The 15,005-nt window shown below is 71.8% G+C and carries 17 protein-coding genes and 2 pseudogenes; 7 read left to right on the top strand and 12 right to left on the bottom strand.

The features are described 5' to 3' along the window. Positions 1–24 precede the first annotated feature (24 nt). Complete coding sequence (locus ACSU6L_RS16035; RefSeq protein ID WP_198948478.1) at positions 25–651, top strand: hypothetical protein; 627 nt, start codon at positions 25–27, stop codon at positions 649–651. Positions 652–1,039: 388 nt separating this feature from the next. On the opposite strand, the pseudogene ACSU6L_RS16040 reads toward ACSU6L_RS16035, so the two are convergent. After that, positions 1,040–1,586, bottom strand: a pseudogene (locus ACSU6L_RS16040) (flavoprotein). After that, positions 1,583–2,236: pseudogene (locus ACSU6L_RS16045) on the bottom strand (helix-turn-helix domain-containing protein); the annotation flags it as partial. The pseudogenes ACSU6L_RS16040 and ACSU6L_RS16045, both read right to left, overlap by 4 nt. Between ACSU6L_RS16045 and ACSU6L_RS16050 the strand changes: the two are divergent. Continuing rightward, positions 2,168–2,854, top strand: coding sequence for a class II glutamine amidotransferase (locus ACSU6L_RS16050; protein WP_437057448.1), 687 nt, complete (start codon positions 2,168–2,170; stop codon positions 2,852–2,854). The pseudogene ACSU6L_RS16045 and the gene ACSU6L_RS16050 overlap by 69 nt on opposite strands. A gap of 38 nt (positions 2,855–2,892) precedes the next feature. On the opposite strand, the gene ACSU6L_RS16055 is transcribed toward ACSU6L_RS16050, so the two are convergent. After that, the gene (locus ACSU6L_RS16055) at positions 2,893–3,510 is read right to left on the bottom strand and encodes a TetR/AcrR family transcriptional regulator (protein ID WP_437057450.1); all 618 of its coding nucleotides are present in this window, start codon (positions 3,508–3,510) and stop codon (positions 2,893–2,895) included. Between the two features lie 159 nt (positions 3,511–3,669). Here ACSU6L_RS16055 and ACSU6L_RS16060 point away from each other — a divergent pair, with 159 nt between their 5' ends. Then, entirely contained in the window at positions 3,670–4,317 is a 648-nt protein-coding gene (locus ACSU6L_RS16060) for a peroxiredoxin-like family protein (protein WP_437057452.1), read from the top strand. Between the two features lie 6 nt (positions 4,318–4,323). On the opposite strand, the gene ACSU6L_RS16065 is transcribed toward ACSU6L_RS16060, so the two are convergent. The 8 genes from ACSU6L_RS16065 to ACSU6L_RS16100 form a co-directional block, all read right to left on the bottom strand. Beyond that, positions 4,324–4,470, bottom strand: coding sequence for a hypothetical protein (locus tag ACSU6L_RS16065; RefSeq protein ID WP_437057454.1), 147 nt, complete (start codon positions 4,468–4,470; stop codon positions 4,324–4,326). A gap of 25 nt (positions 4,471–4,495) precedes the next feature. Beyond that, complete coding sequence (locus ACSU6L_RS16070) at positions 4,496–5,902, bottom strand: HAMP domain-containing sensor histidine kinase (protein ID WP_437057456.1); 1,407 nt, start codon at positions 5,900–5,902, stop codon at positions 4,496–4,498. Then, positions 5,903–6,637, bottom strand: coding sequence for a response regulator transcription factor (locus tag ACSU6L_RS16075; protein WP_437057458.1), 735 nt, complete (start codon positions 6,635–6,637; stop codon positions 5,903–5,905). A gap of 97 nt (positions 6,638–6,734) precedes the next feature. Next, entirely contained in the window at positions 6,735–7,337 is a 603-nt protein-coding gene (locus ACSU6L_RS16080; protein WP_437057460.1) for an FMN reductase, read from the bottom strand. Then, complete coding sequence (locus ACSU6L_RS16085) at positions 7,334–8,419, bottom strand: LLM class flavin-dependent oxidoreductase (protein ID WP_437057462.1); 1,086 nt, start codon at positions 8,417–8,419, stop codon at positions 7,334–7,336. The genes ACSU6L_RS16080 and ACSU6L_RS16085 overlap by 4 nt, the downstream gene beginning before the upstream one ends. Positions 8,420–8,518: 99 nt before the next feature. After that, complete coding sequence (locus tag ACSU6L_RS16090; protein ID WP_437057464.1) at positions 8,519–9,265, bottom strand: TIGR03943 family putative permease subunit; 747 nt, start codon at positions 9,263–9,265, stop codon at positions 8,519–8,521. Continuing rightward, positions 9,262–10,287: a permease gene (locus ACSU6L_RS16095; protein WP_437057466.1), complete on the bottom strand. Its 1,026-nt coding sequence runs from the start codon at positions 10,285–10,287 to the stop codon at positions 9,262–9,264. Before ACSU6L_RS16095 ends, ACSU6L_RS16090 begins: the two co-directional genes overlap by 4 nt. A gap of 89 nt (positions 10,288–10,376) precedes the next feature. After that, complete coding sequence (locus ACSU6L_RS16100) at positions 10,377–10,844, bottom strand: hypothetical protein (RefSeq protein WP_437057467.1); 468 nt, start codon at positions 10,842–10,844, stop codon at positions 10,377–10,379. 142 nt (positions 10,845–10,986) lie between these two features. Between ACSU6L_RS16100 and ACSU6L_RS16105 the strand changes: the two genes are divergently transcribed. From ACSU6L_RS16105 to ACSU6L_RS16120, 4 genes are all read left to right on the top strand, one after another. Then, complete coding sequence (locus ACSU6L_RS16105) at positions 10,987–11,322, top strand: YnfA family protein (RefSeq protein ID WP_437064915.1); 336 nt, start codon at positions 10,987–10,989, stop codon at positions 11,320–11,322. A gap of 128 nt (positions 11,323–11,450) precedes the next feature. After that, positions 11,451–12,221 carry an SDR family NAD(P)-dependent oxidoreductase gene (locus ACSU6L_RS16110; RefSeq protein WP_437057469.1) on the top strand — a complete coding sequence of 257 codons (771 nt, stop codon included), beginning with the start codon at positions 11,451–11,453 and terminating at the stop codon, positions 12,219–12,221. Next, entirely contained in the window at positions 12,218–12,406 is a 189-nt protein-coding gene (locus tag ACSU6L_RS16115; protein WP_437057471.1) for a hypothetical protein, read from the top strand. Before ACSU6L_RS16110 ends, ACSU6L_RS16115 begins: the two co-directional genes overlap by 4 nt. A gap of 26 nt (positions 12,407–12,432) precedes the next feature. Further along, positions 12,433–13,698, top strand: coding sequence for a GNAT family N-acetyltransferase (locus ACSU6L_RS16120; protein WP_437057473.1), 1,266 nt, complete (start codon positions 12,433–12,435; stop codon positions 13,696–13,698). 30 nt (positions 13,699–13,728) lie between these two features. Here the strand turns inward: ACSU6L_RS16120 and ACSU6L_RS16125 are convergent, their stop codons facing one another. Beyond that, positions 13,729–14,922 (bottom strand): RtcB family protein, encoded by a 1,194-nt coding sequence (locus tag ACSU6L_RS16125; RefSeq protein ID WP_437057475.1) that lies wholly within the window; start codon positions 14,920–14,922, stop codon positions 13,729–13,731. Between the last annotated feature and the right edge of the window lie 83 nt (positions 14,923–15,005).

The raw sequence follows: 15,005 nt of genomic DNA on the forward strand, positions 1-15,005 counted from the left end.
CTAGAAAAGCAGTCGGGTGGAGATATGCATCGCGGTGGCGGACTGGGCGAGGGGACTGATGACCTGGGTCCTCGACGTGCCCGGCGGGGAAGGCACCGACGCGACGCGGAGGACACGACCGAAGCACGTCAGGCACATGGTGGACCGAGGGAGCCCGAGCGCGTCGACCGCACGGTCGACGGGTTGAGGGCGGGGAGCAGGAATGGTGGTCGGGTGGGGGTGACGTACAAGTACTTCGGTGCGCCGGACGGCGCGACCGCGGCCCGCGTCCCGATCTCGATGCGTCCCGAGGAACTCGGCGGCGACGAGCTCGGCATGAACGGCATGTTCACCAAGATCAAGCCGGAGACGATGGCCGCGATGGTCCTCACCGGCATCGAGGGCGTCCCCCTCCACAAGGTGCCGCCACTGGAACTCGTCGTCCTGCATCCCGACTACGCGGTGGTCAAGCTCCCGATGACCGTCGTCGACCCGCTCCGCGGCATCGGCGAGGAGGCGGTCGGCGCGGCGGCGTTCATCTGGTCGACGGTCCCGGACCGGGGCGGACCACGGGACGCGTTCAACGTGTACCAGCTGCTGCACGAGTGGCAGGACTTCAGCCATCGGCTGCATGAGGCGGGGCATCAGCCGTACTGCCTGGTGTGGCCCTGAGCTGGGGTTTCGTAGGGGTCGGGCGGGGTCTTCGGGCCTCGCCCTTGTGCTTGCAGGAAAAGGGCCCTCAGCCGGCCAGGGCACATTGGTTTAGCCAAGGGCACTGATGTGCCCTGGGCTTCTGGTGCTGGCTGCTGTCTGAAGGCGTCGTCGATCGTCTTGCGGGTACGCGTCTCGCTGGACGACAGCGGGTGCGTGTACGTCCGCAGCGTTAAGTCCGGCTCCGAGTGGTCGGCGTACTCAGGCTGCCGCCGGTCAGTCGCTCGGCCCAGGTCAGCCCCCGTCGCCCGCTGCCATTCGAGCGGGGCGCACTTGCTGAGTGTCGCGAGCGCCTCAAGAAGCATCTGCGGTCTCGCTCTCACGACCGTCGCAAGCACGAAGGCGCTGATCACGACCGCAGGGACAGCCTGGGGGCGAGCAGCTCCAGCACTTCCTCCCAGCGGTAGCGGTCGGCCCCGCCGCCCGCCTTCGGCCGGTGAGGCTCGTAGGAGCCGATCAGGACGCCCATCTCTCGCAGGAGGTCCAGACCTCCGGCGGTATGCAGGATGGGCGGCCTGGGCGGAGTTCAGGTACGGCAGCACGGCGACCGGTACACCCATTGCGGGCGCCTCGCACAGGATGCCCAGCGCGAGATTGTCCGAGATCCCGGCGGCCCACTTGTTGACCGTGTTGAAGGTGGCCGAGGCGACCGCGATCGCATCCGCAGGCCGGCTCGGGCGTGGCTCACCCGGTGACCGCCAGGCCGAGCGGATGGGGCGGCCGGTCTGGGCCTCGACCGCCTCCGCATCAAGGAAGCCGACTCCTTGCGGGGTGGCTACGACGCCGACGTCCCAGTGCCGTTCCTGTGCTGCCGTGATCAGCCGGCCGACGTCGGCGGCGACCCCGGCCGCGCAGACCACGATCTGGAGGAACGGCTTGTCGTGCTGGTCACTCACGCGGGCACTCCCAGTTGGCGGCCGAAGTGGTGGAGCTCGGGCAGCGCCCGACGACGGTCACGGGCTGCCATGTCGGCGACCAGTTCGCGTACGGCCGGGCGGCGGACATCCTGTGCCGCGCAGCTCTCGGCGATGCGCAGGGCCTGGTAGCCGTCGGCGAGTCTGCCCTGCTGACTGTAGGCGCGGGCGGCCTCCACCCAGAGCGCGGCCCGTCGCTCGGGGACGGGGATGTGCCGCCGCATGAGGGGGCGAGCGGTTTGAAGGGCGATTCCGGCGTCGCCGAATGAGACAGCCGCGCTGATCTCGTGCAGGGCTACGTTGGTCGGGCTGAAGTTCGCCCAGGCGTCCGGCCTGTCGAATGTGACGTAGCGGGCCACCTCTTTGGCCTCGGTGAGGAAGTCCTGGGTGGTGTCGCGGTCGCCGTTTCTGCTGGCGGCGGTAGCTCCGCGGAGCAGCAGCAGGCCGACCGCTGCCAGGTATCGGGGCGAGCGTTGGTCGTAGGAGCCGCTGAGCTGGTCGACGGTGTGGCGCACCATGTTCACGGCTTGGGCTGTGTGCTTCTCCCGTACGAGCACGTGAGCGTGAACGCGGACGCTGGCGGCGAGGACGACAGGGTCCCCGGACCTTTCCGCCTCGGCCATGGCGCGGCCAACGTCCGTTCGGGTCTGTTCTTCGCGCACATCAGGGCCTCGACCGGGACGGCCGTGCAGCAGACCAACTGCCACCCCTTCCGTCACGGGCGCTGGATGTGGATGCACAACGGGGCGATCAGCGGATTCCACCGCCTCCGGCGTGACCTCGCCCTGGCCGTCGATCCGGCCCTGTATCCCGACATCGAGGGTTCCACCGACTCCGAGCTCATGTTCTTCCTGGCTCTCACGTTCGACCTGAGGGAGGATCCTCCCGGTGCCGTGGCACGCATGGCCGGCCTGATCGAGAAGGCGGGGCACGCGCACGGCATCCCGAACCCACTGCAGATGACCATCGCGGTGGCCGACGGCGACCGCGTATGGACCTTCCGCTACTCCAGCGAGGGCCGCTCGCGGTCGTTGTTCTACAGCACCAGGGTGGACACCCTGCGTGCGCTCCACCCGGATGCCGCGTTCCTGCGGGACATCTCCGAGGAGACCCGCCTCGTCGTCTCCGAACTGCTGGGCACCCTCCCCGGCGTCTGGAACGAGGTGCCGGAGAGCAGTTACGGCATCATCCAGCCGGGCGGGGACGTGCTCCATCCTTTCCGGCCCGCCCTGCAAGGCGACTCGGCCTGAAGCCGACCGGCAAGCCGAAGCCCTCCTCGGGGTGCGCCTCAGCCGACCGCGCCCGGACCGCCCGCGAACGTGGCGCCGAGTGCCTCCAGCGCGGTCGTCACGGTCGCCCGCAGTGATTCGGCCGGCGCGCCCGCCCGGGAGCGCAGGTTCACGCCGTAGGCGAGCAGGGCGAGCAGTTCGGCGGCGCTTGCGGGGTCGGCTCCCGGAGCGAGTTGTCCCCGGGCCCCGGCGGTGACCAGCGCGGCGCGCAGGGCGTCGCGCAGTTGCCGGTGGTGGCGGTCGAGGAGGTCGCGGACCTCGGGATCGGCGTCCTCGGCCGCCGCGTGGGCGTTGACCACCATGCAGCCCCAGCGGGCGAATTCCCCCGAGCACCGGGTCTCGATCAGGCCGGCGAAGAAGTCCTCGACGGCGGGCAGGCCCCGTGCGTCCTCGGCCAGGTGACGGAACGCCGGGTGGGAGTGGCGTTCGACGTAGCGGCGCAGGGCGGCCTGGTAGAGGTCCTGCTTGCCGCCGAAGGTGGCGTAGAGGCTGGAGCGGTTGAGCCCGGTCGCGGTCACGACGTCCTGGATGCCGGTCGAGGCGACCCCCTGGCGCCAGAACAGCCGGACCACGGTCTCCAGAGCCGCGTCCGGGTCGAAGTGCTTGATGTCCGGCATGTCTCACCGACCAATCTTGAAACGAGGGTTCCAGGATACGCTCGCCGCGGCTATCTTGGAACGGTCGTTTCGAGTTGTCGTTCCGAGTTGTCGTTCCAAGCCGCTGCTCCCAGTTGATCGCTCGATCCATGTGCCCGTGCGTCCAGGAGGACCGTTTCCATGTCGCTCAACGCCGAATTACGCGCCTTCTACGAGTCCCGCAAGGAGGAGATCCCCGCCGAGCTCCGCGAGGTCATGCACCGGGCCGGACAGGAGCTCGCCGACTCCGGCCAGGCCGACCGCGCCCTCACGGCCGGCGCCCGCGCCCCGCGCTTCGCCCTGCCCTCCGCGACCGGGCGGATCGTCGCCCTGGACGACCTGCTCGCCGCCGGGCCGGTGGTGCTGACGTTCTACCGCGGCGCCTGGTGCCCGTTCTGCAACATCGCCCTGCGCTCGCTCCAGCAGCACCACTCCGCCATCACCGAACGCGGCGCCCGGCTCGTGGCCGTCTCCCCGCAGGTCCCCGACGAGGCGCTTTCCCTGACCGAGAAGCACGAGCTGGCCTTCGACGTCCTCAGCGACGTCGGCTCCGGCACCGCCAAGCAGTACGGTCTCGCGTTCGACCTCCCCGAGGACCTCGCCGCCGTCTACGACAAGCTCGGCTTCGACCTCCAGCGCGTCAACGGCGGTCACCCGCGCACGCTCCCGCTGCCCGCGACGTACGTCATCGACCGCGACGGGGTGATCCGCTGGGCCTTCGCCGACACCGACTACGTCAACCGGGCCGAACCCGCCGACGTGCTCGCGGCGCTGGACGCGCTCGGCTGAACCGGGTCAGGGCAGCCTGAGGTTGCCGTACGGGGTGTTCGGCTCGCCGCTCGCGTAGACGCGCGGTGAGGTGAACACCCCGACCAGGTCGTCGTCGGCGATCGTCCCGCGGGGCAGGCTCAGTCCGTAGTGCTCGCCCAGCAGCCGGTACACGTCCCGGATGCCCGTCCACCCCGGCTCAGGCCGTCTCGCCGCCGCCGGCCACCGTGAACCCGATCGCCACCCCTCCCCCGTCCCGCGGGCACGCGAACGGCGTTCCCCCGTGCGCCAGTGACACCTCCCGCACGATGGACAGGCCCAGCCCGGATCCGGGCAGGGAGCGGGCGTCGGGGGCGCGGTAGAAGCGGTCGAAGATGCGGTCGAGGTCGGTGTCGGCGATCCCGGGACCCCGGTCGAGGACCTCGACGCGGACCGGGCCGCGGCGGCCCGGGTCCGGGCCGGACACCACCAGCTCGATCGGCGCCGTGCCCGCGCGGTCGAACTTCGCCGCGTTCTCCACCAGGTTGGACATCGCCCGGCTCAGCATCCCGGGCCGCCCCTCGGCCGTCGTGTCGCCGGTGACGCGCAGGGCGATCTCGCGGCCGGTGCGGCGGCGGGCCAGGCCCGTGACGTCCTCGGCCAGTTCGGCGAGGTCGACCCGCTGCGGCGGCTCGGCGTCGGACTGACCGGCCGCCAGATCCACCAACTCGTTGACCAGGTCCGTCAGTTCGCGGGCCTCCTGCCCCAGGTCGGCGACCAGTTCCTCCCGGCTGGCGGGCGGGAGTTCGTCGATGCGGCGGAGCAGGGAGATGTTGGTGCGCAGGGAGGTGAGCGGCGTCCGCAGTTCGTGGCCCGCGTCCTGGACGAGGCGCCGCTGGTCCTCCTCGGACTGGGCGAGCCGGCCGAGCATCCGGTCGAAGGCGCGGCCCAGCCGGCCCACCTCGTCGTGGCCGGTGACGGGCACCTCGATGCCGAGCCGCCGGGTGCGGGCGACGGCCTCGGCGGCGTCGGTGAGGATCACCAGCCGGCGGGTGATGCGCCGGGCCAGCCACCAGCCGAACAGTCCGGCGCCGACCACCACCGCCGCCATGAACAGCAGCGTGCGCTGCTGGAGCGCCCGCAGCAGGTCCTCGGTGTCGCTGAACTCCTGCGCCACCTGTACGGCGCCCCGGCCGCCGCCGAGCGAGACGGTGGCGACCCGGTAGATGTCGTTGCCGACGTCGACGTCCTCGTGCACGACGAGCTGCCCCGCGGTGCGCGCGGCCGCGATCTCGCGGTCGGGGCCGGTCACCGGCAGCCCGGGGCTGCCCTTGTCGACGACGCCGCCGTCCGGGCCCAGCACCTGCACGTCCGTGCGGGCGGGGCGGACGAGGTCGTGTCCCGGCGCGGAGGAGGAGAAGTCCGCCGGGCTCATCCGGTACTGCCGCACCTCGCCCCGCAGGTCCTGCACGACCTCGTCGAACACCGACACCTGGTCGACCCGGACCAGCCGCGCGGCGGCGGTGTAGGACAGGAAGCCCACCAGGAGGGTCACCGCGGCCGTGACCGTCGCGAAGGACACCGCGAACGTGGTGCGCAGGGACACCAGCCGCGGCCGCCACCCCACTCAGTCCTCCCGCAGCACGTAGCCCACGCCGCGCACCGTGTGGATCAGCTGCGGCGCGCCGGGCTGGTCGAGTTTGCGGCGCAGGTAGCCGACGTAGACGGCGAGGTTCTTGGAGCCGGGCCCGAAGTCGTAGCCCCAGATGCGGTCGTAGATCGTGGAGTGGTCGAGGACGATGCCCGCGTTGCGCACCAGCAGTTCCAGCAGCTCGAACTCGGTGCGGGTCAGCTCGAGTTCGCGCTCGCCCCGCCAGACGCGGCGCGCCTGCGGGTCCAGCCGCAGCCCGGCGGCCTCGACGGTCCGCCCCTCGGGCGGCCTGACCGGCGGCAGCGGCTGCGCGGGCGAGGCGGGCGCGTCGGCCCCGGCCGGGGCGGCGGTGCGCCGCAGCAGTGCCCGCAGCCGGGCGAAGACCTCCTCGACGTCGAAGGGCTTCACCACGTAGTCGTCGGCGCCGGCGTCCAGGCCCGCGATCCGGTCCGCGGTCTCCACCAGCGCGGTCAGCATCAGGATCGGCGTCCGGTCGCCCTCGGCGCGCAGCACCCGGCACACCTGGAGGCCGTCGATGCCCGGCATCATCACGTCCAGGACCAGCACGTCCGGCGGGATGCGGTGGGCCTGCGCCAGCGCCTCGACGCCGTCGGCGACCGCGGTGACCCGGTAGCCCTCCAGGGTCAGGGCCCGCTCCAGGGCGTGCCGGATCGCGCGGTCGTCTTCGGCGAGCAGAACAGTCGGGGCCACGCGTCCAGTGTGGCAAAGCCGTACTCCCGTACGACCGCACGGTGGACGCCCGGCCCCGCTTCTTACTGGCCTCTCACCCGGTCCGGGCCCCGGCGCCTCACCCGCTCCCGCGCAGCGCGGCGAGCTGCTCCTCGAACGGGGTGACCGCCAGGTCGTCCCGGGCGGGGCGGGCGGCCGGCAGCCGGGCCATCAGCGCGGCCAGCTCCCCCGCCGCCCGCTCGATCCGCTCCGGCAGCCCCTCCGCGCCCCAGTCCTCCGAGGCGGCGTAGACGCCGGTCGGGGCGACGACGGCCCGCAGGTGGGCGAAGAGCGGCCGCAGGGCGTGCTCCAGCACCAGGGAGTGCCGGGCGGTGCCGCCGGTCGCGGCGATCAGCACCGGCTTCCCGGTCAGCGCGTCCTTGTCGATCACGTCGAAGAACGACTTGAACAGTCCGCTGTACGACGCCGAGAACACCGGCGTCACCACGATCAGCCCGTCCGCCCCGGTCACCGAGTCGATGGCGGCGGCCAGCTTCCGGCCGGGGAAGCCGTTGGTGAAGTTGTGCGCGATCTCGACGGCGAGGTCACGCAGTTCGACGACCTCCACGTCCGCCGGGACCCGCTGGACGACGGCCGACGCCAGCCGGTCGGCCAGCAGCCGGGTGGACGACGGGACGCTCAGCCCCGCCGAGACGACGACGAGCTTCGTACGGTCGCTCATACGGTGGTCACCTCCTGGGCGGCGAGCAGGGACTGGTGGGTCGGCGCGTCCGGCACTCCCTCCGGACGCCGCGCCGCGAACTCCTCGCGCAGCACGGGCACGACCTCCTCGCCCAGCATGTCGATCTGTTCCAGCACGGTCTTCAGCGGCAGTCCGGCGTGGTCGACCAGGAACAGCTGGCGCTGGTAGTCACCGGCGTACTCGCGGAAGCTCAGTGTCTTCTCGATCACCTGCTCCGGCGTGCCGACGGTCAGCGGGGTCTGGTCGGTGAAGTCCTCCAGGGACGGGCCGTGCCCGTAGACCGGCGCGTTGTCGAAGTACGGCCGGAACTCGCGCACCGCGTCCTGGGAGTTCTTCCGCATGAACACCTGCCCGCCGAGTCCGACGATCGCCTGCTCGGGGGTGCCGTGCCCGTAGTGGGCGTACCGGCTCCGGTACAGCTCGACCATCCGCTTGGTGTGGTCGGCCGGCCAGAAGATGTTGTTGTGGAAGAAGCCGTCGCCGTAGTACGCGGCCTGCTCGGCGATCTCCGGCGAGCGGATGGAGCCGTGCCAGACGAACGGCGGTACGCCGTCCAGCGGGCGGGGCGTGGACGTGAAGCCCTGGAGCGGGCTGCGGAACTTGCCCTCCCAGTCGACGACGTCCTCGCGCCACAGCCGGTGCAGCAGGGCGTAGTTCTCGATGGCGAGGTTGATGCCCTGGCGGATGTCCTGGCCGAACCAGGGGTAGACCGGGCCGGTGTTGCCGCGGCCCATCATCAGGTCCACCCGGCCGTCGGCCAGGTGCTGGAGCATCGCGAAGTCCTCGGCGATCTTCACCGGGTCGTTGGTGGTGATCAGCGTGGTGGACGTGGACAGGACCAGCCGCTCGGTGCGGGCCGCGATGTAGCCGAGCATGGTGGTCGGGGACGACGGCACGAACGGCGGGTTGTGGTGCTCACCGGTCGCGAAGACGTCGAGTCCGACCTCCTCGGCCTTCAACGCGATGGCGACCATGGCCTTGATCCGCTCACGCTCCGTCGGCGTACGGCCCGTGGTCGGGTCCGGGGTTACGTCCCCGACGCTGAAGATCCCGAACTGCATGGTCGCTCACCCTCCAAGTGGTTGACCGTTCAACTATACCGCTGAACGACACCCCCGCCGCCCCTATTCCCGTGTGCTTCCGAGCCCGCCGAACCGTCCTCAGGACGGTATCGGCAGCGCGTCCGTGTATCCGTTCACCGGCCGCTCCACCCGCTCGACGTCCCGCGCGTCCAGCGCGACCGCCGCCGACGACGTGCCCAGCTCGCCGCCCGCGTGCCAGGTGCCCGTCACCGTCACCCAGGTGTCGGCCGGTGGAGCCGCCGGCCCGTACACCCGCACCTTCACCGACTGGGCGTCCGCCGCGCAGCACGACAGCATGAGCCGCGTCAGATACCAGCCGTCACCGTCGTCGGCGGGCGTCACGAACCCGGTCATCCGGACCGTGCGCCCCTCGATGGCCCGCTCGGTGTCCTGCTGCACCCGCTGGGTGAAGTCGGTGAGCGTGATCGGCAACGGCGAGGTCGCGGGCAGCGGCTCGAAACCGTCCTCTTCCACGACGGCGACGGCCTTCGGCGCCCCACGGGACGCCGTGTACGAGCCGAGGGCGGGCGGCGCGTAGAAGAGCAGGCTCAGCGCGGGCAGGAGCAGCAGCCAGGCGACGCGCGGCACACCGGAGTGGTCATGACCGTGGCCGTCGTCGTCCCCGTGCCCCTCGGCATGGTCCCGCTCCCGCCACCAGGACACCGCCTCCGCCGCGCCCAGCGCGACCAGCAGCACCCCCGACGCGATCAGCAGCGGCCGCATGCCCTCCTTCACGTAGCGGAGGTAGGCGTCCGTGAACAGCGAGACCCGCAGCAGCCCCACACCGCTCAGCGCCAGCAGCCCCACCCGCACGAACCGCATCACAGCAGCACCCCTCCCACCAGCACGCTGCACACCACCGCCACCACGGCCGTCGCGGCGGAGAACCGCATCGCGAACGCCCTCCCGAACGTGCCCGCCTGCAGGGCGAACAGCTTCAGGTCCACCATCGGCCCGACCACCATGAACGTCAGCCGGGCCACCGGCGAGAACCCGCTCAGCGAGGCCGCCACGAACGCGTCGGCCTCCGAGCACACCGCCAGCACGATCGCCAGCACCGCCAGGAACAGCACCGACAGCCACGGCGAGTCGGCGAACGCGTCGACCACCGAGCGCGGCACCGCCACGTTGAAGGTCGCCGCGGCCATCGCCCCGACCACCAGGAAGCCGCCCGCGTGCAGGAAGTCGTGCTGGAAACCGCGCCGGAACTCCGTCCACCGGCTGTGCCCCGGCCGGTGCCCGGTGTGCCGTACGGCGGGCTTCAGCCACTCGGCGCGCCCCAGCCAGAGCCACAGCCAGCCCATCACGGCCGCCGTGACCAGCGAGGCCAGCAGCCGGGCCAGCACCATCTCCGGGCTGCCCGGGAACGCGATGGCCGTGGCGGTCAGCACGATCGGGTTCACGGCGGGCGCGGACAGCAGGAACGCGAACGCCGCGGCCGGAGTGACACCCCGGCCGATCAGGCTGCTCGCCACCGGCACGGACGCGCACTCGCAGCCCGGCAGCACCACTCCCGCGGCCCCCGCGACCGGCACCGCGAGCGCGGGCCGCTTCGGCAGCAGCCGGTTGAAGACACGCGCGGGCACGAACGCGTTGATCGCCCCCGACAGGGCGGTGCCCAGGAGCAGGAACGGCATCGCCTGCACGGTCACCGCCAGACACACCGTCCGCCACGCCTGCACGGCCGGCTCGTCCAGCGACCGCCCGACGAGCACCAGCGCGGTACCGGGCAGCACGGCCGCGCCGACCAGCAGCAGCAGCCAGTTCCGGGGCAGCCCGCGCGCCGGCTCCTCGTCGGCCGGGTCCGCCTCCCGCGCCCGTATGCCCGTGTCCTCGATGGCCCGCATCTCTGGACCAGCCCTCCCCACGACCCCCGCCTGCCCCACCTGTCCGTCGGCCCCAGTAAACCGCCCGGAAGCGATCAGCGGTAAAACAATCAGAAGTAGTACGTGTCCCCGGTGTCCAGCACCAGCACCCGCCGCCGGTCGTTGTCCCGGTTCCGGTCCACCGTGCCGCCGCCCCACACCGTGTCGATCTCCGCCAGCACCTCGGACGGCTCACCGGCCAGCCGCACCCGCAGCCGCAGCTGCTCGCCCAGCCCCTGCGCCGGCACCCCGGCGATCCGGCACAGCACCGTCCGCTCCCCCGCCCGCGCACACCCGCCGGGCAGCCACTGCCGGTCCTCCAGCGCCTCCGACCAGCGCAGCCGCACCGTCGCCTCCGGCACGGCGGCCGGACCGTGGTTGCGCGGCACGAACCGCACGTCGAACCATCCGCCGGCCAGCCCCGCCGCCCCGTGATACGCCAGGTCCGCCTCCGCCTCCCCCGCCCGCGCGACACCGGGCGCGGCCACCGCCAGCGCCGCCAGCACCGCCGTACCCGCGACGAACCCTCGCGCGCCCATGCCACCACTCCTCATCCGCCGCTCATGCCGCCGCCGTACGGCTCCCAGGACGGATGTATCCCACGCGGCGGACCCGGCAGGCGCCCTCCAACAGGTGACACGGCCGGACCCCGGCACGCGGGGCCGTGCCAAGCTGACCGGCATGCTCGTCCTCCGCTCCGCCGCCCTCTTCGTCGTCGCCGCCCTCTTCGAGATCGGCGGCGCCTGGCTGGTCTGGCAGGGCCTGCGAGAGCACCGCGGCTGGCTGTGGGTGACCGGCGGCGTGCTCGCCCTCGGCGCGTACGGATTCGTCGCCACCTTCCAGCCCGACGCCCACTTCGGCCGCATCCTCGCCGCGTACGGCGGGATCTTCGTCGCCGGATCCATCCTGTGGGGCGTGATCGCCGACGGCTACCGGCCCGACCGCTGGGACGTCGTCGGAGCGCTGATCTGCCTCGCCGGCATGGCCGTGATCATGTGGGCGCCGCGCGGCGAGTGAACCGCACGGCCCCGGCCCGCGCCGGGACCGGCCCCCCGCACCCCCGCCGGGCACCCCGCCTATCCTGGCCGGAAGCACCTCCCGCACCGCCGGCCACCGCACCGCACACCCGTCAGAGGAGCACTCGTATGACCCCCGCCGCCGCGTCCCGCATCGCCGTCGTCACCGGGGCGAGCAGCGGAATCGGTGCCGCCACCGCCCGGCAGCTCGCCGCGGCCGGCTACCGCGTCGTACTGACCGCCCGCCGCAAGGACCGCATCGAGGCGCTGGCCGAGGAGATCACCGCGGCCGGCCACTCCGCGACCGCCTACCAGCTCGACGTCACCGACCGCGCGGCCGTCGACGAGTTCGCCACCGCCTTCAAGACCGTCGGCGTCCTGGTCAACAACGCGGGCGGCGCGCTCGGCCTCGACCCGGTGGAGAGCGGCGACCCCGCCGACTGGCGGCAGATGTACGAGACCAACGTCATCGGCACCCTCAACCTCACCCAGGCTCTGCTGCCCAAGCTGGAGGCGAGCGGCGACGGCACGGTGGTCGTCGTGTCCTCGACCGCCGGCCACGGCACGTACGAGGGCGGCGCGGGCTACGTCGCCGCCAAGCACGGCGCCCACGTCCTCGCCGAGACCCTGCGCCTGGAGATCGTCGGCCGCCCGGTCCGCGTCATCGAGGTCGCGCCCGGCCTGGTCAAGACCGACGAGTTCGCCCTCACCCGGTTCGGCGGCGACAGCGAGCGGGCGGCGAAGGTCTACGAGGGCGTCGCGGACCCGCTGACCGCGGACGACGTCGCCGACACCATCACCTGGGCGGTGACCCGACCCAGCCACGTCAACATCGACCTGCTGGTCGTCCGTCCCCGCGCCCAGGCGTCCAACACCAAGCTGCACCGGGAAGCCCCGTGACGACCGACGGGCCCTCCCCGTCCACCTCGCCCGGCCCGGAGCCGGAGGAGCAGCGGGCGGCCCGCCACGCCAGGGAGAAGTACGGCGAGCGCCACATGTGGATGTGGCTCGCCTACTTCCTCTTCGGCATCCACTTCATCGCCTTCGTGATGATCTACGCGGTGACCCACGCCCCGTCCAAGTGATCGACGGGCCCGTAGGCTCACCACTCGTGGACAGACACATACCTTTCGCCGGTCTGCACAACTTCCGCGACCTGGGCGGCTATTCGACAGCGGACGGCCTGCGCGTCCGCCCCGGCCGCCTCTACCGCTCCGACTCCCTCGGCAAGCTCACCCCCGGCACCCCCGACTGGGACCGGTTCCTGTCCCTGGGTGTCGGCGCGGTGATCGACCTGCGCTACCCCTGGGAGATCGACGCCCGCGGCCGGATCCCCGAGCACCCGTCCTTCGCCTACCACAACCTCAGCATCGAGCACCGCCCGTACGACCAGGCCGCGTTGACCGCCGACGTCGACCCCGGGCCCTACCTCGCCGAACGGTTCATGGAGGTCGCCGAGGACGGCACCGAGGAGATCCGCCGGGCACTGGAGGTCATCGCCGACGCGGCGCGCTCGGACACCCCGCTGGTCTTCCACTGCGCCTCCGGCAAGGACCGCACCGGCGAGATCGCGGCCCTCGTCCTGACCCTGCTCGGCGTCGACGAGCCCACCGTCGTCGAGGACTTCAGCCTCACCGAACTGGCGACCCCGGCCCTCCTCGCGGAGTGGTCGGCCCGCAACGAGGGCCGCACTCCCACCTGGCCGGGCTTCGCCCGCGCCCCGGAAGCGGTGATGCGCCTGTTCCTGGCAGCCCTGAAGGACCGGTACGGCTCGGTCGAGAACTACGTCGAGAAGTCGCTCTCCCTGGACGCGGACGCCCTCGCGGCAACCCTCCGCACCCACCTCCTGGAGGCACCCCCGGCCGACCGGCCGCCCCTCACCTTCCGCCGGGCGACGGACGCCGACGCGCCACTCCTGGTCCGCCTGCGCGACACGGCCGCCCTGTGGCAGCTGGCCCGCGGCATCGACCAGTGGCAGCCCGGCGAGAAGGACGAGGCCCACTTCCACACCCGCGTCCGCGAGGGCGAGGTCTGGCTGGCCCACGCCGACGGCCACCTGGCCGGCGCCTACGAGCTGTGGTGGACCGACCCGGCGGCCTGGGGCCCGCGGCCCGCGGACGCCGGCTACATCCACCGCCTGATGACGGTCCCCCACCTCGCCCCACCCGGCACGGGCCGCACCCTCCTCACCCACGCCGAGTCCCGCATCGAGGCGGCTTCCCGCCCCTACAGCCGCCTGGACTGCCTGACCACCAATCCCCGCCTGCGCGCGTACTACGAGTCGGCGGGCTACACGGCCGTCGGCGAACAGCAGGCCAAGACGGACGGCACGGGCAGCCCGTACGCGGTGACCCTGCTGGAGAAGAGGCTCACCTGATCCAAACGGGCCTAGGGGGCGTCTCGCCCCCTAGCCCTTCACGCAAACAACCTGCTTGAGCTTCGCGACGACCTCCACGAGGTCCCGCTGCTGGTCGATGACCTGCTCGATCGGCTTGTAGGCACCCGGGATCTCGTCCACCACACCGGAGTCCTTACGGCACTCCACGCCCCGCGTCTGCTCCTCCAGGTCCTTCGTCGTGAACCGGCGCTTGGCCGCGTTGCGGCTCATGCGCCGGCCCGCGCCGTGGGACGCGGAGTTGAAGGACTTGTCGTTGCCGAGGCCCTTCACGATGTACGAGCCCGTGCCCATCGAGCCCGGGATGATCCCGTAGTCGCCGGAGCCGGCCCGGATCGCGCCCTTGCGGGTCACGAGCAGGTCCATGCCCTCGTACCGCTCCTCCGCCACGTAGTTGTGGTGGCAGGAGATCTCCTGCTCGAAGGTCGGCTTGGCCTTCTTGAACTCCTTGCGGACCACGTCCTTGAGGAGCGCCATCATGATCGAGCGGTTGTACTTGGCGTACTCCTGTGCCCAGAACAGGTCGTTGCGGTAGGCCGCCATCTGCGGGGTGTCCGCGACGAAGACGGCGAGGTCGCGGTCGACCAGGCCCTGGTTGTGCGGGAGCTTCTGGGCGATGCCGATGTGGTGCTCGGCGAGTTCCTTGCCGATGTTGCGGGAGCCGGAGTGGAGCATCAGCCAGAGCGCACCGGTCGTGTCGAGACACACCTCGACAAAGTGGTTCCCGGATCCGAGCGTTCCCATCTGCTTCTCGGCGCGATCATGACGGAACTTGACCGCTTCGGCCACTCCGTCGAACCGCCCCCAGAACCCGTCCCACCCGGCCGTGCCGAACCCGTGCAGCCGCCCTGGATCGACGGGGTCGTCATGCATCCCCCGCCCGACCGGGATCGCCTGCTCGATCTTCGACCGCAGCCGGGACAGGTCCCCCGGGAGGTCGTTGGCGGTCAGCGACGTCCTCACCGCCGACATCCCGCAGCCGATGTCCACGCCGACCGCCGCGGGGCACACGGCCCCCTGCATGGCGATGACGGAACCGACGGTCGCGCCCTTGCCGTAGTGGACGTCCGGCATGACCGCTAGGCCCTTGATCCACGGCAGGGTGGCGACGTTGCGGAGCTGCTGGAGGGCGCCCTCCTCGACCGCCGCGGGGTCGGTCCACATCCGGATCGGCACCTTCGCGCCCGGTATCTCCACATACGACATAACGGCTCATCCCCCGTCAAATACGGCAAAGCAAATGGAATTCTCGAATCGCAAAAACCGGCGCCAAGGTCGACGAAAGGGGC

The sequence above is a fragment of the Streptomyces sp. enrichment culture genome (assembly GCF_964272855.1).
In the GTDB taxonomy this organism is placed as follows: Bacteria; Actinomycetota; Actinomycetes; order Streptomycetales; family Streptomycetaceae; genus Streptomyces.

Bases quoted from the DNA above. Each gene is read 5' to 3' on its own strand.
- ACSU6L_RS16035 (WP_198948478.1), top strand. From the start codon at position 25: ATGCATCGCGGTGGCGGACTGGGCGAGGGGACTGATGACCTGGGTCCT.
- ACSU6L_RS16055 (WP_437057450.1), bottom strand. From the start codon at position 3,510: ATGCCGGACATCAAGCACTTCGACCCGGACGCGGCTCTGGAGACCGTG.
- ACSU6L_RS16060 (WP_437057452.1), top strand. From the start codon at position 3,670: ATGTCGCTCAACGCCGAATTACGCGCCTTCTACGAGTCCCGCAAGGAG.
- ACSU6L_RS16080 (WP_437057460.1), bottom strand. From the start codon at position 7,337: ATGAGCGACCGTACGAAGCTCGTCGTCGTCTCGGCGGGGCTGAGCGTC.
- ACSU6L_RS16085 (WP_437057462.1), bottom strand. From the start codon at position 8,419: ATGCAGTTCGGGATCTTCAGCGTCGGGGACGTAACCCCGGACCCGACC.
- ACSU6L_RS16095 (WP_437057466.1), bottom strand. From the start codon at position 10,287: ATGCGGGCCATCGAGGACACGGGCATACGGGCGCGGGAGGCGGACCCG.
- ACSU6L_RS16100 (WP_437057467.1), bottom strand. From the start codon at position 10,844: ATGGGCGCGCGAGGGTTCGTCGCGGGTACGGCGGTGCTGGCGGCGCTG.
- ACSU6L_RS16105 (WP_437064915.1), top strand. From the start codon at position 10,987: ATGCTCGTCCTCCGCTCCGCCGCCCTCTTCGTCGTCGCCGCCCTCTTC.
- ACSU6L_RS16110 (WP_437057469.1), top strand. From the start codon at position 11,451: ATGACCCCCGCCGCCGCGTCCCGCATCGCCGTCGTCACCGGGGCGAGC.
- ACSU6L_RS16125 (WP_437057475.1), bottom strand. From the start codon at position 14,922: ATGTCGTATGTGGAGATACCGGGCGCGAAGGTGCCGATCCGGATGTGG.